The organism is Sodalis sp. RH16, from assembly GCF_047324245.1.
Classification (GTDB): domain Bacteria; phylum Pseudomonadota; class Gammaproteobacteria; order Enterobacterales; family Enterobacteriaceae; genus Acerihabitans; species Acerihabitans ligni.
This window is the reverse complement of sequence record NZ_CP178737.1, coordinates 5,620,866-5,638,717: the sequence shown is the minus strand read 5'-3', so window position 1 is coordinate 5,638,717 and position 17,852 is coordinate 5,620,866. Positions and strand designations below refer to the sequence as shown.

General features: G+C 55.5%; 14 protein-coding genes and 1 other annotated feature. Of the genes, 5 read left to right on the top strand and 9 right to left on the bottom strand.

What is annotated here, in order from left to right; genetic code table 11:
- Positions 1-2: 2 nt before the first annotated feature.
- The 5 genes from hisH to hisG are packed head-to-tail and all read right to left on the bottom strand — an operon-like array spanning position 3 to position 4,965.
- Positions 3-593 (bottom strand): imidazole glycerol phosphate synthase subunit HisH, encoded by a 591-nt coding sequence (gene hisH / locus ACL2XJ_RS25860; protein ID WP_132927550.1) that lies wholly within the window; start codon positions 591-593, stop codon positions 3-5.
- A complete protein-coding gene (hisB, locus tag ACL2XJ_RS25855) occupies positions 593-1,657 on the bottom strand; it encodes a bifunctional histidinol-phosphatase/imidazoleglycerol-phosphate dehydratase HisB (RefSeq protein WP_413725009.1) in 1,065 nt (354 codons plus the stop codon). The genes hisH and hisB overlap by 1 nt, the downstream gene beginning before the upstream one ends.
- Positions 1,654-2,742, bottom strand: coding sequence for a histidinol-phosphate transaminase (hisC, locus tag ACL2XJ_RS25850; RefSeq protein ID WP_413725008.1), 1,089 nt, complete (start codon positions 2,740-2,742; stop codon positions 1,654-1,656). Before hisC ends, hisB begins: the two co-directional genes overlap by 4 nt.
- Positions 2,739-4,061 carry a histidinol dehydrogenase gene (hisD, locus tag ACL2XJ_RS25845; protein WP_413725007.1) on the bottom strand — a complete coding sequence of 441 codons (1,323 nt, stop codon included), beginning with the start codon at positions 4,059-4,061 and terminating at the stop codon, positions 2,739-2,741. The genes hisC and hisD overlap by 4 nt, the downstream gene beginning before the upstream one ends.
- A 4-nt stretch (positions 4,062-4,065) precedes the next feature.
- Positions 4,066-4,965 (bottom strand): ATP phosphoribosyltransferase, encoded by a 900-nt coding sequence (gene hisG, locus ACL2XJ_RS25840; RefSeq protein ID WP_132927558.1) that lies wholly within the window; start codon positions 4,963-4,965, stop codon positions 4,066-4,068.
- 36 nt (positions 4,966-5,001) lie between these two features.
- Positions 5,002-5,119 (bottom strand) — a sequence feature (His leader region).
- A gap of 179 nt (positions 5,120-5,298) precedes the next feature.
- On the opposite strand from hisG, the gene ACL2XJ_RS25835 reads away from it, so the two are divergent.
- Both ACL2XJ_RS25835 and ACL2XJ_RS25830 read left to right on the top strand, forming a co-directional pair.
- Entirely contained in the window at positions 5,299-6,132 is an 834-nt protein-coding gene (locus tag ACL2XJ_RS25835; protein ID WP_203523367.1) for an SDR family oxidoreductase, read from the top strand.
- Between the two features lie 121 nt (positions 6,133-6,253).
- Positions 6,254-7,684 (top strand): glutamine synthetase family protein, encoded by a 1,431-nt coding sequence (locus ACL2XJ_RS25830; protein ID WP_413725006.1) that lies wholly within the window; start codon positions 6,254-6,256, stop codon positions 7,682-7,684.
- Positions 7,685-7,696: 12 nt separating this feature from the next.
- Here ACL2XJ_RS25830 and sbcB read toward each other — a convergent pair whose 3' ends face one another.
- The 3 genes from sbcB to ACL2XJ_RS25815 all read right to left on the bottom strand — a co-directional run bounded on the left by sbcB (position 7,697) and on the right by ACL2XJ_RS25815 (position 11,480).
- The gene (gene sbcB, locus ACL2XJ_RS25825) at positions 7,697-9,118 is read right to left on the bottom strand and encodes an exodeoxyribonuclease I (RefSeq protein ID WP_413725005.1); all 1,422 of its coding nucleotides are present in this window, start codon (positions 9,116-9,118) and stop codon (positions 7,697-7,699) included.
- Positions 9,119-9,364: 246 nt separating this feature from the next.
- Positions 9,365-9,673 carry a hypothetical protein gene (locus tag ACL2XJ_RS25820; RefSeq protein ID WP_413725004.1) on the bottom strand — a complete coding sequence of 103 codons (309 nt, stop codon included), beginning with the start codon at positions 9,671-9,673 and terminating at the stop codon, positions 9,365-9,367.
- 676 nt (positions 9,674-10,349) lie between these two features.
- Complete coding sequence (locus ACL2XJ_RS25815; protein ID WP_413725003.1) at positions 10,350-11,480, bottom strand: hypothetical protein; 1,131 nt, start codon at positions 11,478-11,480, stop codon at positions 10,350-10,352.
- Positions 11,481-12,022: 542 nt separating this feature from the next.
- Between ACL2XJ_RS25815 and ACL2XJ_RS25810 the strand changes: the two genes are divergently transcribed.
- Together ACL2XJ_RS25810 and ACL2XJ_RS25805 are read left to right on the top strand one after the other, a co-directional pair.
- Positions 12,023-12,286 (top strand): hypothetical protein, encoded by a 264-nt coding sequence (locus ACL2XJ_RS25810; protein WP_132927568.1) that lies wholly within the window; start codon positions 12,023-12,025, stop codon positions 12,284-12,286.
- Positions 12,287-12,597: 311 nt separating this feature from the next.
- On the top strand, positions 12,598-14,658 hold the full coding sequence (locus tag ACL2XJ_RS25805; RefSeq protein WP_413725002.1) for a carbon starvation CstA family protein: 2,061 nt from the start codon (positions 12,598-12,600) through the stop codon (positions 14,656-14,658).
- Between the two features lie 574 nt (positions 14,659-15,232).
- On the opposite strand, the gene ACL2XJ_RS25800 is transcribed toward ACL2XJ_RS25805, so the two are convergent.
- Positions 15,233-16,453: a c-type cytochrome gene (locus tag ACL2XJ_RS25800; protein ID WP_413725001.1), complete on the bottom strand. Its 1,221-nt coding sequence runs from the start codon at positions 16,451-16,453 to the stop codon at positions 15,233-15,235.
- 262 nt (positions 16,454-16,715) lie between these two features.
- On the opposite strand from ACL2XJ_RS25800, the gene ACL2XJ_RS25795 reads away from it, so the two are divergent.
- The gene (locus ACL2XJ_RS25795; RefSeq protein WP_413725000.1) at positions 16,716-17,795 is read left to right on the top strand and encodes an FUSC family protein; all 1,080 of its coding nucleotides are present in this window, start codon (positions 16,716-16,718) and stop codon (positions 17,793-17,795) included.
- Positions 17,796-17,852: the final 57 nt, after the last annotated feature.

The window sequence follows — 17,852 nt, the reverse complement described above, 5'->3', positions numbered from 1 at the left end:
GGTTACATCTCCAGAAAGTTTTTCAGTAAACGGGCGCCGGCGGCGCCGGAGCGCTCGGGGTGGAACTGCACGCCGAAGAAATTTTCCTGCTCCACCGCCGCGCTGAACGGCTCGCCGTAATTGCATTGGGCCAGGGTGGCGGCACAGAGCGGCATGGCATAGCTGTGGACAAAATAGAAATAGCTGCCGTCATCGATGCCGCGGAACAAACGGCTGTCGCTGCGGGCCTGTACCTGGTTCCAGCCCATGTGCGGCAGCGGCAGGCCGAAATCGGTCATTTTGACCACCGGGGTATCGATGATGTCCAGGGTGCGGATGCCGCCGTTTTCCTCGCTCGCGCTGCCCAACAATTGCATACCCAGACAAATGCCCAATACCGGCTGGGTGCAGGATTTCACCAGGTCAATCAGGCCGCGTTCCCGCAGTTGTTCCATCGCCGCGCGGGCGGTGCCCACGCCGGGCAGGAAGAGTTTATCCGCCCGCAGGACGGTATCGGTTTCGCGGCTGACCGTCGGTTGATAGCCGAGGCGGCGCACGGCGGCGGTGACGGAAAAGAGATTGGCGCAGCCGGTGTCCAGGATCACGACGTTCATCAGAGCACTCCTTTCGAGCTGGGCAGGGTGTTGCCTTCCACCCGGATTGCCTGGCGCAGGGTACGTCCGAACACTTTAAACAAGCTTTCCACCCGGTGGTGATCGTTTTTACCCTTGGTTTTCAGATGCAGGGTGCAGGCCATGGCGTACGACAGGGAGCGGAAAAAATGTTCCACCATTTCGGTGCTGAGATCGCCCACCCGCTGATAGCTATATTCCGCCTTGTATTCCAGGTGCGGGCGGCCGGAAATATCCAGCGCGCAGCGCGCCAGGCATTCGTCCATGGGCAGCATAAAACCGAAACGGCCGATGCCGCGCTTGTCCCCCAGGGCCTGGTTAATGGCTTCGCCCAGCGCCAGGGCGGTATCCTCCACCGTATGGTGGTCGTCAATATACAAATCCCCCTTGACGTCGATGTGCATACGAAAGCCGCCGTGGGTGGCTATCTGATCCAGCATATGATCAAAAAAGCCGACGCCGGTATTGATGCTGCTGTCCCCTTCCCGGTCGAGCCAGACCTGGACATCGATGGCGGTTTCACGGGTGACGCGGTTAACGCGGGCGTAGCGGTCGCGGCGGGTCAGTTGCCCGGCTATCGCCGGCCAATCCAGGGCTTCGGGCTGGTAGCGCAGCCCCTTGATGCCCATATTGTTCGCCAACTGCATATCGGTTTCCCGATCTCCTATCACATAACTGTTGGCGGTATCCATCAGGCCGTTTTCCATATAGACCTGTACCATGCCGGTGCCGGGTTTGCGGCATTCGCAGCCGTCGGACGGCAGATGGGGACAGATTAATACCTTGTCGAACCGGATGCCTTGGGAAGCGAAGATCTGCATCATCATTTTATGGGGCGCATCGAAATCCGGCTGCGGGAAGCTGGCGGTTCCCAGTCCGTCCTGATTGGTGATCATAATCAGGCTAAAGCCGGCTTTTTGCAGCGCCAGCAGGGCGGTGATGACCCCCGGCTCCAGCGCCAGCTTGTCCAGCCGGTCGACCTGGAAATCTTCCGGTTCGGTGATAAGCGTGCCGTCGCGATCGATAAACAGTAGTTTCTGCTTCACAATGCCTCCTGGCGGCGGGTTGCGGTTACCGGCAGTTCACGAAGCGCGGCCACCACCCGCCGGCACTCTTCCCGGGTGCCGATGGTGATGCGCAGGCAATCGGTCAGGCCCGGCTGTTTGCTTTGATTACGCAGGATAATGCCTTGATCCCAGAGGCTTTTAAACGCCGGGCTGCCGGGAGCGAAACGCACCAGCAAATAGTTGCTTTCGCTGGGATAGACCTCCAGCACCGCATCGCACTCTTGCAGTTCATTCGCCAGCCATTGCCGGGTGGCGGTGATTTGGGCCACCCGTTCGCGCATCAGCGCCACGCCCTCGGCGCTTAAGGCCTGTTCGGCGATATCCGCCACCGGCAGCGACAAGGGATAGGGCGCAATCACCTTTAACAAAAGCTGGATCACCTCGGCGCCGGCCAGTACGAAACCGCAGCGCAACCCCGCCAGGGCGAAGGCTTTCGACAGGGTGCGCAGGATAACCAGGTGCGGGTAGTGCGCCAGCCAGCCGGCCAGGGTCGCCCGGGGGCAGAATTCGATATAGGCTTCGTCCGCCACCACCAGCGCCCGGCCGCGGGTCATCTCCAGCAGCGCTTTGAGTTCTTCGGGCTGGATAATGTTGCCGGTGGGATTATTAGGGCTGCAAACGTATACCAGCTTGACGCCGTCCAGCTGTGCTTCGATGGCGGGCAGGTCCAACTGCCAGTCAGGAAGGGCCGGGACGGTACGGCGCGCCACGCCGAAGGTCTCGGCGCTGACGGCATACATGCCGTAAGTGGGCGGACAAAACAGGACAGCATCCCGGCCCGGTTCGCAAAAGGCACGAATCAGCAGCTCTATGCCTTCATCGGCGCCGCGGCAGACCAGCACGCCGTCGGGCCTTACGCCGGCATAGGCGGCATAACCGTTAATCACCTGTTCGGGCTGGCAGGCCGGATAGCGGTTCAAATTGCCGTAGCGCGGTTTAAAGGACGGCGGCAGGGGATATTCGTTGGCGTTGAGCCAGACATCACCGCTACCCCCGAGGCGTCGCGCCGATTGATAGGGCTCCAGCGCCAATACGTTGGCGCGCGCCAGGTGGCTGATAGTCATGGTTGCTCCTGTAATGCGTTGAGTGCGGCGACACGCACGGTGACGGCGTATTTATGGGCGGTGAGCTGTTCCGCCGCGGCCAGGATTTCAATGGTGGGAGCCAATCCCAGCAACCCTTGCGGCGTGAGATGCTGGACGGTCATCCGCTTTTGAAAGTCCGCCAGTCCGAGGCTTGAATAGGTGGTGGTGTAGCCATAGGTAGGCAGCACGTGGTTGGTGCCGGAAGCATAATCCCCAGCCGACTCCGGCGACCAGTCGCCGAGAAATACCGACCCGGCATTGATGATGGCCGGCACCCACTGTTCCGCATCGCGGGTCTGGATAATCAGGTGCTCGGGTCCGTATTCATTGCTGATCTCGATGCATTGCGCCAGGTCGCGGGCAATAATCAAACGGCTGCTCTTAAGCGCCCGGCGGGCGATATCGCCACGGGAGAGCCGAGCGAGCTGCGCGTCGGTTTCCCGGGCCACCGCATCGGCGATGGCCGGATCGGGGGTGAGCAGGATGACCTGGGAATCCGGACCGTGTTCCGCCTGGGACAGTAAGTCGGCGGCGATAAACGCCGGAGTGGCATGGCTATCGGCTATCACCAGCACCTCGGAGGGGCCGGCGGGCATGTCGATGGCCGCGCCGCCGGGGAGCTGGCTTATCTGGCGTTTGGCCTCGGTGACATAGGCGTTGCCGGGACCGAAGATTTTATCCACCTTGGGTATGGATTCGCTGCCGAAGGCCATGGCGGCGATGGCCTGCGCCCCACCCACCTGATAGACCTCCTGTACGCCGCACAGCCGCGCCGCATAGAGTATTTCATCAGCGATGGGGGGCGGCGAGCAGAGGATCACCTTGGCGCAGCCGGCGATGCGCGCCGGGGTCGCCAGCATCAATACCGTGGAAGGCAGCGGCGCCGAGCCGCCGGGAATATAGAGACCCGCCGAGGCCACCGGGCGGGTCAGCTGGCGGCAGCGCACGCCGGGCTGGGTTTCCACATCCACCGTCGGCAGCTGCTGGGCGCGATGGAAACAGTCGATATTTTTTACCGCCGTCGCCATGGCCTGTTTTACCTCCGGCGCCAGGCGTTCCGCCGCCTGTTCGATAGCCTCAGCGCTGACCCGCAATTGTTCGGTGGCGGTGTGGTCGAAGCGCTGGTTAAGGGTTTTAATGGCGTCATCGCCGCCCTGGCGGACCTGGGCGATAATGTCGCGCACCGCGTCGCCAATCCTGCCCGAGGCCGCCACGGCGGGGCGGGCCAGCAGAGCCGTCCGCTGCGTCGGCGAGCACGCGTCCCAGCGAATCGGCGTTGAAAAAGGGGAGGGGGTCATCAGGCTACTCCATCATTTTTTCAATGGGCAGTACCAGAATGGAGCTGGCACCGAGGGCTTTGAGATTTTCCATCGTTTCCCAGAACAGGGTTTCGCTGCTGACCATATGCATGGCCACCCGCTGTTTATCGCCGGCCAGCGGCAGGATGGTGGGGCGTTCGGCGCCCGGCAGCAGGGCCACGATATCGTCAAGACGTTCGGTGGGGGCATGCAGCATGATGTATTTCGATTCCCGGGCCTGGATGACCCCCTGGATGCGGATCATCAGTTTGTCGATCAGCGCCTGCTTGGCCGGCGGCAGCTCAACGTCGCTTTGGATGAGGCAGGCCTTGGAGCGGTAAATCACCTCTACTTCCCGTAAACCGTTGGCCTCGAGGGTGGCGCCGGTGGAAACCAGATCGCAGATGGCGTCCGCCAGGCCGGCGCGGGGGGCCACTTCCACCGAGCCGTTCAGCAGGCAGGATTTGAAGTTGATACCCAGTTTATCGAGATATTGTTTGAGCAGGTGCGGATAGGAGGTGGCGATGCGTTTGCCTTGCAGGCACTGCGGTCCGGTGAAGGGCTCATCCAGAGGCAGCGCCAGCGATAGCCGGCAGGCGCCGAAATCCAGGCGGCGCAGGATAAAATACCGGGGGTCTTCACCCTGGGCGCGGCGATTGAGCAGCTCTTCTTCCAGGACATTTTCACCGATAATACCCAAATCCACCACGCCGTCCATCACCAATCCGGGGATATCGTCGTCACGGACGCGCATGATGTCGATGGGCATGTTTTCCGCAAAAGCCAGCAAACGCTGCTGCTGGAGATTGATTTTAATGCCGCAGTGCTCAAGCAGTTTCTGCGAGTCCGTGCTGAGCCTGCCTGATTTTTGCATCGCTATCCGTAAACGTGATTTGTCCAAAATAAAGTCCTCTAACCTAAGATTTGAAATTATCGAGCCAAAAAAAAACCCTCGGAAGAAATCTTCCGAGGGCTCTCTTACGTTCTGCGCCACTGGAAGATTTTTGTCTTCCAGCACCAAACGCCTGAAAGACTAGTCAGGGTGATGGTGGTGATGGTGGCTAAACTGAACGCAGTACATAAATATTCTCGCAATAAGCTGATGAAACGGTGTATTACATTTATAGTTAACCTAACGATATTTGCCGCCGAGTGCAACATTTTTTTGCCGATTGGCTTGACGTTTAGCAGCGAGGCTATCGATCCTGTGAGAGCGGAGCCTTGCGGATGAGGGATTATGAAAAAAATTGCGATTGTGGGTTTAGGGTGGCTGGGAATGCCCCTGGCCCTGTCATTACTGGCCAAAGGCTATGGCGTCACCGGAACGAAAACCACCCCGGACGGGGTTGATGCGGCCCGGATGTGCGGCGTGGAGTGTTATCCGCTGCTGCTGACGCCGGAGATCCAGGCCGAGCCGGATGATATGGCCGCTCTGCTCCAGGTTGAAGCGCTTATCGTGACCCTGCCGGCGGGCCATACCGCGCAGCGGCCGGAGGACTATTTCCTGGCGGTCCGGCAGGTGGTGGACAGCGCGCTGTCCTTCGGCGTGCCGCGGATTATTTTTACCAGCTCCACGTCGGTATACGGCGATACCGTCGGCACCCTGCGGGAGAACAGCCCGCTGGAGCCGGTGACCCCCACGGCGATTTGTCTGAGGGAACTGGAGCAGTGGCTGCATCGCCTGCCCAATACCTCGGTGGATATCCTGCGCCTGGCGGGGCTGGTGGGACCGAGCCGCCATCCCGGCCGGTTTTTGGCGGGCAAAACCCATTTACCCGGCGGTTCCCATGGGGTGAATCTGGTGCATCAATCCGATGTGATAAGCGCTATCGAATTGTTGCTTAAACTGCCCAAGGGCGGACATTTGTATAATATCTGCGCCCCGGGGCATCCGGCGAAACGGGACTACTATCCGGCGCGGGCGCGTGAATTGGGCACCAAGCCGCCGGAATTTTTGCCCGGCGACGACAAGGAAACCGGTAAAATCGTCGACGGTAACCGTATCTGCCGTGAGCTAGGCTTTGAATATCAGTATCCGGATCCCGCGCTGATGCCGATCCGGTTATCCTAGCCGGGGACGTATTTGCCAATACCGGCGATTGCCGCTATGTTTTTTATAGTGGGCGTAGTGTGCGCTCTCGGATTTGGCGTCAGCCATAATCTCATCAGCAGCATATTCATGCGGGTGGTCTATGCATAATCTCAAGGAAGCCGAGCCTTGTACGGCCGTTCGCCGTGCAGCGCGATACGATGAGAGTCGAACCAGCGCGTTCCAGCGGGAAGTCCATGCTTACCTGGAACGCTATCCCCATACGCAGCATGTCGATATTCTTCTCACCGATCTGAATGGTTTTTTCCGCGGTAAACGTCTTCCCGTCGCCAGCCTGGCGAAAATTGAAAACGGCTGTTATTTCCCCTCATCGGTTTTTGCCATCAACCTCTACGGCCATACGGTGGAGGAAGCGGGACTCGGACAGGAAAAAGGCGAGCCGGATCATCTGTGCATGCCGGTGGCCGGTACATTAATGCCTTCCGCCGCCGATCCCTTCCATATTGCCCAGCTTATGCTGACCATGCTGGATGAGGACGGGTCGCCGTTTGCTGTTGAACCGCGCAACGTGTTGAATCAGGTTTGGCATGTCCTAAAGCAGCAGGATATTTTCCCGGTGGTGGCGGTGGAAATGGAGTTTTACCTGGTGGATCAGGACCGGGATTCCTCCGGCATGCTGCAGCCGCCCTGTGCGCCTGGCACCCATGAACGCCATACCCAGCCCCAAATCTATTCATTGGAAAATCTGGATAACTTTGCCGCCGTGCTGGACGATATCCACCGTTTGGCCGGTTTACAGAAATTGCCTCTCAACGGCGCGGTAGCCGAATCTTCCCCCGGCCAGTTCGAAATCAATCTGCTGCATGGGGATAATCTCATGAAGGCCTGCGATCACGCCCTGCAGCTCAAACGGCTGGTGCGGCTGGTGGCGGAAAATCACGGCATGAACGCCACCTTTATGGCGAAGCCTTACGAGGACTTCGCCGGCAGCGGTATGCATCTGCATATCAGCCTGCAGGACGGCCTAGGCAAAAATCTGCTGTCCGATGCCGCCGGCCGGAATTCCCCGCTGATGCGCCGCATCCTGGCCGGAATGCTGGATTTGCTGCCGGCTTCCATGGCGGTATTGGCGCCGAATGTCAATGCCTTCCGGCGTTTCCAGCCGGGCATGTATGTGCCGACCCAGGCCAACTGGGGCTATAACAACCGGACCGTGGCGCTGCGCATTCCCTGTAGCGACAGCGCCAATCACCGGGTGGAATACCGGGTTCCGGGGGCTGATGCCAATCCCTACCTGGCCCTGGCCGCGGCGCTGGCCGGCATAGCTCATGGTTTGGAGCATCCGTTGCCGCTGCCACAGGAGGTCACCGGCAACGGCGAGGAGCTGCAGGGGGCGACGCTGCCCATCCGGCAATGCGAGGCACTGCGGCTTTTTGCCGGCAATCAGGCGTTAACGCATCGATTGGGCGAGCATTTTTGCCATGTTTTCCATACCTGCAAACAGGCGGAGCTGCGGCATTTCGAACGTATGGTGACGCAGACCGAAATCGGCTGGATGCTGAAAAACGCTTGAAGCTGCGGTAACTTAAAGCTGCTGCAGATAGTCAAACAGCGCCTTTAACAGCCGAAGGTGGTTTTCATTGTCCTGGTGTTCCGCATAAAGCCGTTCCAGGGTCGCGACGTAGGTTTGTAATTTTTCCGCACTGAACACATTTTTGCGATAGGCCAGCCAGCGCTGCTGTTCGCCGTCATCCAGGGTATGGGGAAAATTTCGCGCCCGATAGCGAAATAGCAGCTCTTCCAGCCGGCCGTCGACAAAGCTGATATCCAGCGCCGGCAGATTGACCGGATCGGTTTCCAGGATAATCCCCATCGCCGTCCGGTCGGCGTCGCTGAAAAAGCCGTTATACAGCTGGGCATCCACATCCTGCGAAGGGACAAAAGGTTCCGCCTCGCTAAATATCGCTAAAACCTTTTCCCGCACTTCGGCATGCTGGCGTAAAATGAGCAGGTTATCCAGGCAGCGCTGCCTGTCGATACCCAGCCGCTGTGCGTCCTCCGGCCGCAGGGTATTGGCGGGGGCCAGCACCGGGCACTTGTTGATATGCACCAGCTTGATGGGCACCGGCGATTGCTCCCCCAGTTGATCCCGGCGGGTATAGAGCAGGGTCCGCAGCCGGTCCGCATCCAGGTCCAGCAAAACCGACATGTCGCCGGCCAGATCGCAGACAATCAATGCGTTCTGGTTATCCGGGTGCCAGGCCAGCGGCGCTATCCAGGCGGTATTGCCGCGTCCGGCGCCGAACATGCCCGATACATGCACCAGGGGTTTCATGGCGGCGATGTCAATCAACGCCTTCAGGGACTGCTTGCCGCGGTGACGATAGAGATAATCGAACAGCTTCGGCTGCGCCTGGCGGGCCAGCCTGGCCATGGCCAGGGTGGCATGGACATCCGCCATGGCGTCATGGGCATGGGTATGTTCCACGCCGTTGGCCCGCGTCAGATGTTCCAAACGAAAACTGGGCAAGCCGTCATCGTTTTGCGGCCAGTTGATGCCCTCCGGACGCAGGGCATAACAGGCGCGCATTACATCCAGCAGATCCCAGCGGGAATTGCCCTGCTGCCAGCTGTAGGCATAGGGATCATAGAAGTTGCGGTAAAAAATATTGCGCGTCACTTCGTCATCGAAGCGGATATTGTTGTAACCGAGGATGCAGGTATCCGGCACGCTGAACATAGCATGGATACGCCGGGCGAACTCCGCCTCGTTCACTCCCTCGCGGGCGGCCTGTTGAGGCGTAATGCCGGTGATCAGCACCGCTTCCGGGTCGGGCAGGTAGTCGTCCGCCGGACGGCAGTAAAAGACCTGCGGCTCCCCCAGCGGGGCAAATTCCGAATCGGCCCGGATGCCGGCAAACTGGGCCGGGCGGTCCAGCGCCGGATGCTTGCCGAAGGTCTCGTAATCATGCACCAGAAAGGTCGGCTGTCTTTTTGTGTCCGCCATGGTATCTCATCGCTCTCCAAAGCTATGTCCGATACATGGTAAACCATATGCCGGCCTTACCGAAATATTTGATTCTAGTGGGCTTGGTGGAAAGGGATCGGGTAAGGGCAAGGGGGCCTTTTGAGCTTAATGATTCCGAGTATGTTTGCCTGCGGTCTGAAATAAAAGGCCTGACGGCCTTTTATAAGATTATTGATTATGTGCAAAGCTTGCAGGAGTTATTACTCTCATGGCTAAAGTTGCTTTCTACATCATTGAGCATAGGTATCCCGGGCCGGGATAATAGGAACCATCGTATTTTTTTGGATGCGGGTGATAGCCAATGGCTTTCCCATTGCCATCCCGGGCGCAGGTGTTATCACCTTGCTCCTGCAAGTTTTGAGGTACGGCGCCAAATAAACCCGCATCATTCCAGAGCTGCTTTTGTCCGCTGGCCGTAACAATTCTTGGTGAAGTGCTGGAAGGATTGCTACCTGGAGTTCCGCTTAAATATGAACAGCCTGCAGACGAGAGAATAATAATAGCCAATGGGATTATATAAGTCGATCTGTTCAATTTTTTATTCCTGAGGATAGTTGTTCCAATGGAAACCGTTAACACAGTTTCAAGTTGAAATGGTTATTATATTTTTAAAGATTTTGTTTCTGTTAAAAAATATAACGGCATCAGTTTGCGTGTTAGTCAGCAGATATTCAATAATATTTATGTGAAGTATGGGTGAAATTTGACTTTAACCCAAATTTCATAAGTGAAATGAACTTATGAAATTTATTTTTTAGTGAAATCAGCACATATGAAATAAAGCCGCTATTAAAAAAAATTGTGCCGCTTATTTGGTCTAACCAACTGAATAAAAACATTTAATCTGCTTTCGAAAATTTCAGCAAGAACAGCGGTCAAGTTTTGCGTACAAATAACCCAAAGATTCTTATGCCGTCTGCAATATTGGCATTCCCCCAGGTCGGCTGTTTGGTTGATTTTGGCACTGTTAGCGGATGACCGGCCAGGAAGTGGCCTGGACCCCCCAAGGGATGCCAGGCTAGACAATGGGTATTGTAAACCCGATGCGGGCACGTCATAAAGGCTGCCCATTGAAATCAAATATGTGTGTCAGCCCAGGAGAGTCCTGGTCTATAACATGGCGCTGGGTTACTGTTTCAGCGCAGTATTCAGAAAAAAAATCTTCGTATCTCAAATTATGCAATAGACCTGTTTTTTCTGGAAATCATATCTATTTGAAAAGCTGTAACCACATAGGGTCTTTATCTATAGATTCGGGCCAACCGTCAAACGCCATAAGGACTTCAGCATCGTTCGCAATGGCTTCGTAAAATCCGCTCAGATCTTTAGCAGCAAGACGAATGCGTATCAGGGAATTTAGTATGACGGATTCATTTTTATAAATTTTCCCTCTTTTCAGAATTTCAATCATTTTTCTCAAGGCATCATGCTTTTCTTGCAATAGTAAATCTAAATTATCTTTATAGTTAATTCTTAAGTCATTAAAATCTTTAACTTCCTTTTCTCTCATGCCGAGTGTGGAGATAAAAGCCTTTTTCAACTCTTCGAGATTTTCCGGCATAACTCTCTGTGAAAAGGTTGACTGAAATGATGGGGGCTGGTGAGTCGTTAGCGACGTTTTGTCCAGTTCAGATTCCGTTTTCAAGCTTACAGATTTTGGCAATGAACTCCGCGAAATTTTATGGAGTCGCTGTGGCTGCGGGGAGAGTCTCGATGGCAGTGGCGCCGGAATTGATAAACGTGGCCGGGGAACCGGCTTTTGTTTTCGCAGGGTGACATGAGAGGCAGCGTGATCCTCCTGAACGTCATCATGGGCTTGCGTGCGGAGTGTGGCGTCAGAGCTTGCAAAGGCGCTCTGTTCATCTGAAAGACCGGGAGCTTTAACGTTTCCCGGCAGCAAGGCGTCGCCACGTTGGTCCACCGATATAAAGCTGAGCCTTTGAGCCGGTTTCGGCGTTTCACCGGTCAGGTGCCTCGATGCGCGTTTTTCCCGTGCCCGGAAAGCTGCCTGAGCGATAAGCTGCTGCTGCGTTTTTTGTGCTTTGATTGCTTCCAGCACGCATTGTCTGGCCTTGTTTTCCAACTTTCGGGACTCTTCGTCAATGAGGACCGTTTGACCGTCGGTGTCTTGATGGCTACTGCCAGGCGACCCTGCCTGGTGAAGATTAAGGGCGGCCGAAGGAGAATCAAACGGTTGCCCTGCCGTTGAGCCTGGTCCTTCAAGTACGATATTTGCGGCATTAGCCATGGAAGCTAGCGGGCTTTGGGTTTCATGATTTACCGGCTCATTATTGTGCTGATAGGAGGAAGTTTCTGTTAAGCTGATTGTATTATTATTCATGTTGTGAAGATCCTTTTCCATGATAAATAGAGAATTGTGGATAAACTGACTGTAACAAAACCAATTTTGTCGAGAAAATCATTGGCTGAAACATATAATCTCATGGCTGGCAATGCTAAGTAAATAAGGTGTTTCTTAACTTTATATAAATAAAACCCTGATGGTGCATAAACGGAAAAAAATGGATTTATGGAAATAATTATTAAAGTGCATTTTTACATCAAGAGTAATTGGTTTCGAGAGGGAATAATAGCCACCGCTTATTCGATAATGGAGCAATTAATGATTTATGAGCTATCTCACTACTCACTCCAGGAAGAATTCCAGGAAGAATTCGCTATCAACATTTCAACACACTTGGATGGCACGAATGGCGGCTTGTCATCATAAAAACCTCCATTGCTTTGGGATCGCGGTGTTATGCCCTTCGTGTCCGTCCACCTAAGGTGGGCCGTTGTAAAGTTAGCCATTTAGAGATGACGGCAAGGTTTCATTATGTTATGCATGATAGGTTATCGATCATTTTCTGCGGGACTTATCCCATGCATACAGTGTTAGTGGTTTCCGGCGGTCTGCTTCTGCTTGGCGTGTTTGTGCTGGTGGCGCATTTTATCGCCGCCGTCACGCTGTTGGCGGCGGTCAAGGTTTTTATCGTGGTTTGGCTGGTGGTATCGCTGCTTAATTTATGGGGCGGAGTGACCCAAGGCGGTTATTCGCTGTTGGAGGAATTGCCGATGCTGTTATTGGTGTTCGGCATTCCGGCGATTTTTTCGCTGATACTGCTGAAATGGGTAACTGCGGGGTGAATGCCGCCCTTATTCCTGAGCAATGCGTGATCGCTGTCTCAATTTAACCTGCTCTGCCGGCTCGGGCTCTCTTTGGAGTAAAGCTGGCTGTAAGATGTTATTGCAAAGACCTTCCCTAACGGAACCGGCATTATAGCCTACCCCGGATTATCAGTAAGAGATTATCAAAGCTTTCTTAGTGGATCACAAATATGAATCAAGCGGCTGTCAATATTGTTTAGGCAATGTTATGAGGATGGGGAATACAACGGTTGGGTCCTCATCAGACGTCGTCTTAATTTAGAAAGCTAATAATCAACATGGAGGAGTCTATGCGAAACATCGCTTCCCATCTTGTCTGGGTTTTAGTCGCAATTGCCGGTGCCTTTGGGTTAGGTATTATCGCGTTGCATAACGGCGAGAAAATTAATGCGCTGTGGATTTTAGTGGTGGCGGTGTCGGTGTATTTAATTGCCTATCGCTATTACAGCCGTTTCATCGCCCGCCGCGTGTTGCAACTTGATCCGACGCGCATGACGCCGGCCTTCCGGCATAATGACGGACTGGATTTTGTGCCTACCAATAAATATGTGCTGTTCGGTCATCATTTTGCCGCCATTGCCGGCGCCGGACCTTTGGTGGGGCCGGTGCTGGCGGCGCAAATGGGATATCTGCCGGGCATGATCTGGATTCTGGCGGGGGTGGTGCTGGCCGGCGCGGTACAGGATTTCATGGTGCTGTTTGTTTCGCTGCGGCGGGACGGCCGTTCCCTTGGCGATCTGATCAAGCAGGAATTGGGCGCCGTGCCGGGGGTCATCGCCTTATTCGGCACCTTTATGATCATGATTATCATCCTGGCGGTGCTGGCGCTGATTGTGGTGAAGGCGCTGACGAACAGTCCCTGGGGGGCCTTCACCGTGGCCTTTACCATTCCGCTGGCCCTGTTTATGGGGATTTATCTGCGCTTTATCCGGCCGGGTAAAATCGGTGAGGTGTCCCTTATCGGTTTTGTCCTGTTGATGGCCGGCATTATTTTTGGCGGCGATGTGGCCCGCAGTCCGGCCCTGGCGCCGTTTTTTACCCTTGACGGCAAACAGCTGACCTGGGTCTTGGTGATATACGGCGGCGTGGCTTCTATCCTGCCGGTCTGGCTGCTGCTGGCGCCGCGGGATTATTTGTCCACCTTTCTGAAAGTGGGCACCATTATCGGCCTGGCCATCGGCATCGTCTTTATTGCCCCAACGCTGGAAATGCCGGCCATGACCCGTTTTGTGGACGGTACCGGGCCGGTATGGTCGGGTTCGCTGTTTCCTTTTTTGTTTATTACCATCGCCTGCGGCGCGGTGTCCGGTTTCCATGCGCTGATTGCCTCCGGCACCACGCCCAAAATGCTGGAAAACGAAAGCCAGGCGGCCTTTATCGGCTACGGCGGCATGCTGATGGAGTCCTTTGTGGCGATCATGGCGCTGGTGGCCGCCTCGGTTATCGATCCGGGTGTGTATTTCGCCATGAACAGTCCCGCCGCCGCGCTGGGAGGCTCCACGGTGGAAGCAGCAGCCGCCACCGTCAGCGGCTGGGGGTTTGAAGTGACGCCGGCCATGCTCACCCAGTATGCGCAATCGGTAGGGGAGAACAGCATCGTCTCCCGCGCCGGCGGCGCGCCGACGCTGGCGGTGGGTATGGCCCATATCCTCAGCCAGGCGGTCAGTTTTATCAGCATGGCCTTCTGGTATCATTTCGCGATCCTGTTTGAAGCGCTGTTTATCCTGACGGCGGTGGACGCCGGCACCCGCGCCGGGCGGTTTATGCTGCAGGATTTGCTGGGCGTCGCGGTACCCTCTTTACGGCGCACCGAATCCCTGGCGGCCAATGTTATCGCCACCGCGCTCTGCGTGGCCGCCTGGGGCTATTTTCTATATCAAGGGGTGGTTGACCCGTTGGGAGGCATCAACACGCTGTGGCCGCTATTCGGCATCGCCAACCAGATGCTGGCGGCCATGGCGCTGACTCTGTGTTTTGTGGTGCTGTTCAAGATGAAACGACAGATGTATGCCTGGGTGGCGGGGGTGCCGATGGCGTTTTTGCTGGTGTGCACCACCTCCGCGGGCTTGATAAAGATTTTTTCCGCCGACCCCAGGGTGGGTTTTCTGGCCCTGGCCAATAAATACCAGGCAGGCATCGATCAAAACCAGATTATCGGCCCGGCTAAAACCATGGTGGAAATGAACCGGCTGGTATTTAATAATCAGCTCAACGCCGGATTGACCGCCGTCTTTATCTTTGTGATGATCAGTATTTTCCTGTTTGGTATCCGTGCGGCGTATTTGGCTTACCGCCTTGATAAACGTAGCGATCGGGAAATTCCTTATCAGGCGCAGCCGTCGTTGAAATAGACAATATGCCCCGCGCCGCGGGCGTGGGGCATATACCCGTCATATTTCAAGCCGCGGGTATAAGCGGCGTTAAAGCCAGGTAATGAGGCCGATTACCGCCAGCCAGAAGAGAGAAGATAATAAAAAGACCAGTTTCCAGGCCAGGGATCTTGAAATATTTATCATATGCAGGTATATAATTGAACAAGGTTAAATAATAAGTTAACTATTTTTATGAATAACTAAAAATAATGCGATGGGAAAAATTATCCGGGCAGCATAACCTAAATAATAGCCGCGAAACAGCTTCCTCTCGGTAAAGTTGAATGAATTTAAGTAAAGTATAAATTAAAGGTGATTTGAATATACTGTGCTAGATAACTTAATTTGGTGCCTTGGAAAAAACGGCGTCATAGCCTAAATAATTCGCGTAGCGGGAAAGCCAGCACACCTGCAACTTGAAGTATGAGGGGGTATAGCGGGAGAAATACTTTGATAGCCTACCTTATGGTAATAAGATAATAGGTAGCACCCGTCGCGGCAAATCGTGAAAATGGCGTACAGGGCTTTATACCGTTGCCCTGTACTGCCGTGGTCATGGCTGCAAGTTTTTGCGCAGACGCGCAACCTCGGCGGCTTTCACCGGCTGCGCGGCATTGCCCCAGCTATTGCGAATATAGGTCAGGACATCGGCCACCTGCTGGTCGTTGAGGTCCCTGGCGAAGCTGGGCATTGCCGGCGCGGTGGGGCGGCTGTCGGTGGAACCGGCGCGGCCGCCCGTCAGCACCATGTGAGCCAGGGAAGTAGGATTGGTGGCGCGGATTAGCGGATTACCCGCCAGGCGAGGAAAAGTCCCCGGTTCTCCGGTGCCGGAGTCGTTGTGGCAGGCGGAACAATTGTCGGAATATATCGCCTTTCCCGCCACCATGCGGCTGTCGTTAGCGCCGAGCGCCAGGGGCGATGGCTGCAGGCTGTTGACGCTTTTCAGATAAACCGCCACCGCCTTGAGATCCGCATCGTGCCAATGCCGGGAGGAGTTTTCAATTTCTTCCGCCATCGGGCCGGAGGCGATGCCGAAGCGATTGACGCCGGTGCGTAAATAATTGACCAGATCGTCGTTTGTCCACTGGCCGATACCGGTGTGATTGTTATTGGTGATATCCGGCGCCCACCAGACGCCGAGATTATTTCCCCGCAGGAATTGGCTGTTTTTGTCGCCGCCGAGAGTATTTTTCGGCGTATGGCAGGTGCCGCAGTGGCCGGGGCCCTCCACCAGGTAAGCGCCGCGATTCCAAAGGGCGGATTGCACCGGGTCGGGTTTGAATTCGCCCTTATTGAAATTCAGCCAGTTCCAGACCAGCAGGCTGGTGCGGATATTAAAGGGGAACGGCAACTGATTGGTATGCACATTATTGGCGATGGGCTGCAGGGTTTGCAAATAGGCCCATAAATCCCGGTCGTCCTGCTGAGTCATTTTGGTATAGGCGGTGAACGGCATGGCGCCGTAGAGCCGCTTGCCGCGGTGGCCGATACCCTCCGACATGGCGCGCTGGAAGTCGCCAAAGGTCCAGGTGCCGAGGCCTGTCACCACATCCGGCGTAATATTGGCCCCCAGCAAGGCCCCGAACGGCGTGTCGATGCGAAAACCGCCGGCGAAGGGTTTGGCCGGATCCGCGGTATGACAGGCGCTGCAATCTCCCACCACCGCCAGGTACCGTCCCCGTTCCACCTGATTGAACTCCGGCTGCGCTAGCGCCGTACCTGCACCCACCACCAGCGTCAGCAATCCGGCGTATAAACACATGAGTGTTTTCATGGGGTGATCATCTCCGGGGCGTTTTTTATTGTAATGATGCGTGTAGGCATTATGCGTTTTCGATTTCACGACAAAACTGCCAGAGTTGTTGTGGTTAAATTATAAATAAAGCAACTATGTTGCAATGAATAAATATGTTGATAACAAAATAGTCACGTTACGATGGTTACATTCCGATACAGATAAGAAGAATTAATGATGTGAAAGCCGTTTAATTTCTTTAAAATAATTTTTCAGCTTAGTCATCCCAGGTCGATAGCCCGTGCGTTTGGACAGAAAGATTTCCTCCCTCGAAAATACCATTTACCAGAATTACCGTATCGCCCATGGATTGCGCATCGGACTGGCGTTTGTTCTCACGTTTATGATCATCCGCTTGCTGGATATTCCGGAAGGAACCTGGCCGCTGATTACCCTGGTGGTGGTCATGGGACCGATTTCATTTTGGGGGAATGTGCTGCAGCGCGCCGGGCAGCGCATTATCGGCACCATTTTTGGCGCCGCCTCGGGGCTGATAGCCTTGCGGCTGGAGCTCTATTCCCTGCCGGTAATGCTGGTCTGGTGCGGGCTGGTGATGTTCGTCTGCGGCTATTTGACCCTGGGCAAGCGGCCCTATATGGCGCTGCTCATCGGCATTACCCTGGCGGTGGTCTGCGGCGCCGGGGCCGGCGATATGCAAACCGCCCTGTGGCGCAGCGGCGATGTGATCATCGGCTCGCTGCTGGCACTGTTGTTTACCAGTATCTATCCGCAGCGGGCGTTCATTCATTGGCGCATGCAAATGAGCTTTAACCTCACCGCCCTGAGCAAGCTTTATGCCGCCTACGTCTCGCCGAATATTATCGAGCGTCCGCGCCTGGAGGGGCGGTTGAAAAAGCTGCTCAACGACGTGGTGAAAATGAGCACGCTGGCGGCGCCGGCCGCCAAGGAGACCGCCATCTCCAAGGAGATATTCGACCGGATACAGAATCTCAGCCGTAACATCGTCTGCGTGCTGGAATTGCAAATCGATGCCTGGTGGGCCTCGCGGGAGAGCCATTTTATCCTGCTGAACGCCACCACCCTGCGCAGCACCCAGATGGTGACGCTGCGTACCCTGCTGACCCTGGCCGAGGCCTTGCGCCAGGGTAATCCCGCGCCTATTGTCGCCAACAGCGGCGAGCTGGAAACCATTGCCGCTGAACTCAGGCAGCTAATGGAGCTGGCCAGCCGCCGCGAGCAGATTGAAGCGCCGATTTTCGGCTATGTCTGGCTGAGCCTGAAGCTTACCGGACAGCTTGAGCAAATGGCGCAGCTGCTTTGCCTGGCGCTGCGTAAGCCTTTGCCTGTGCAGGAAGATTGAAGTAGGGTTCGCGGGCGAAAACGGGTAAAATGGGTTAAGCCATTGCACAGGATAGCT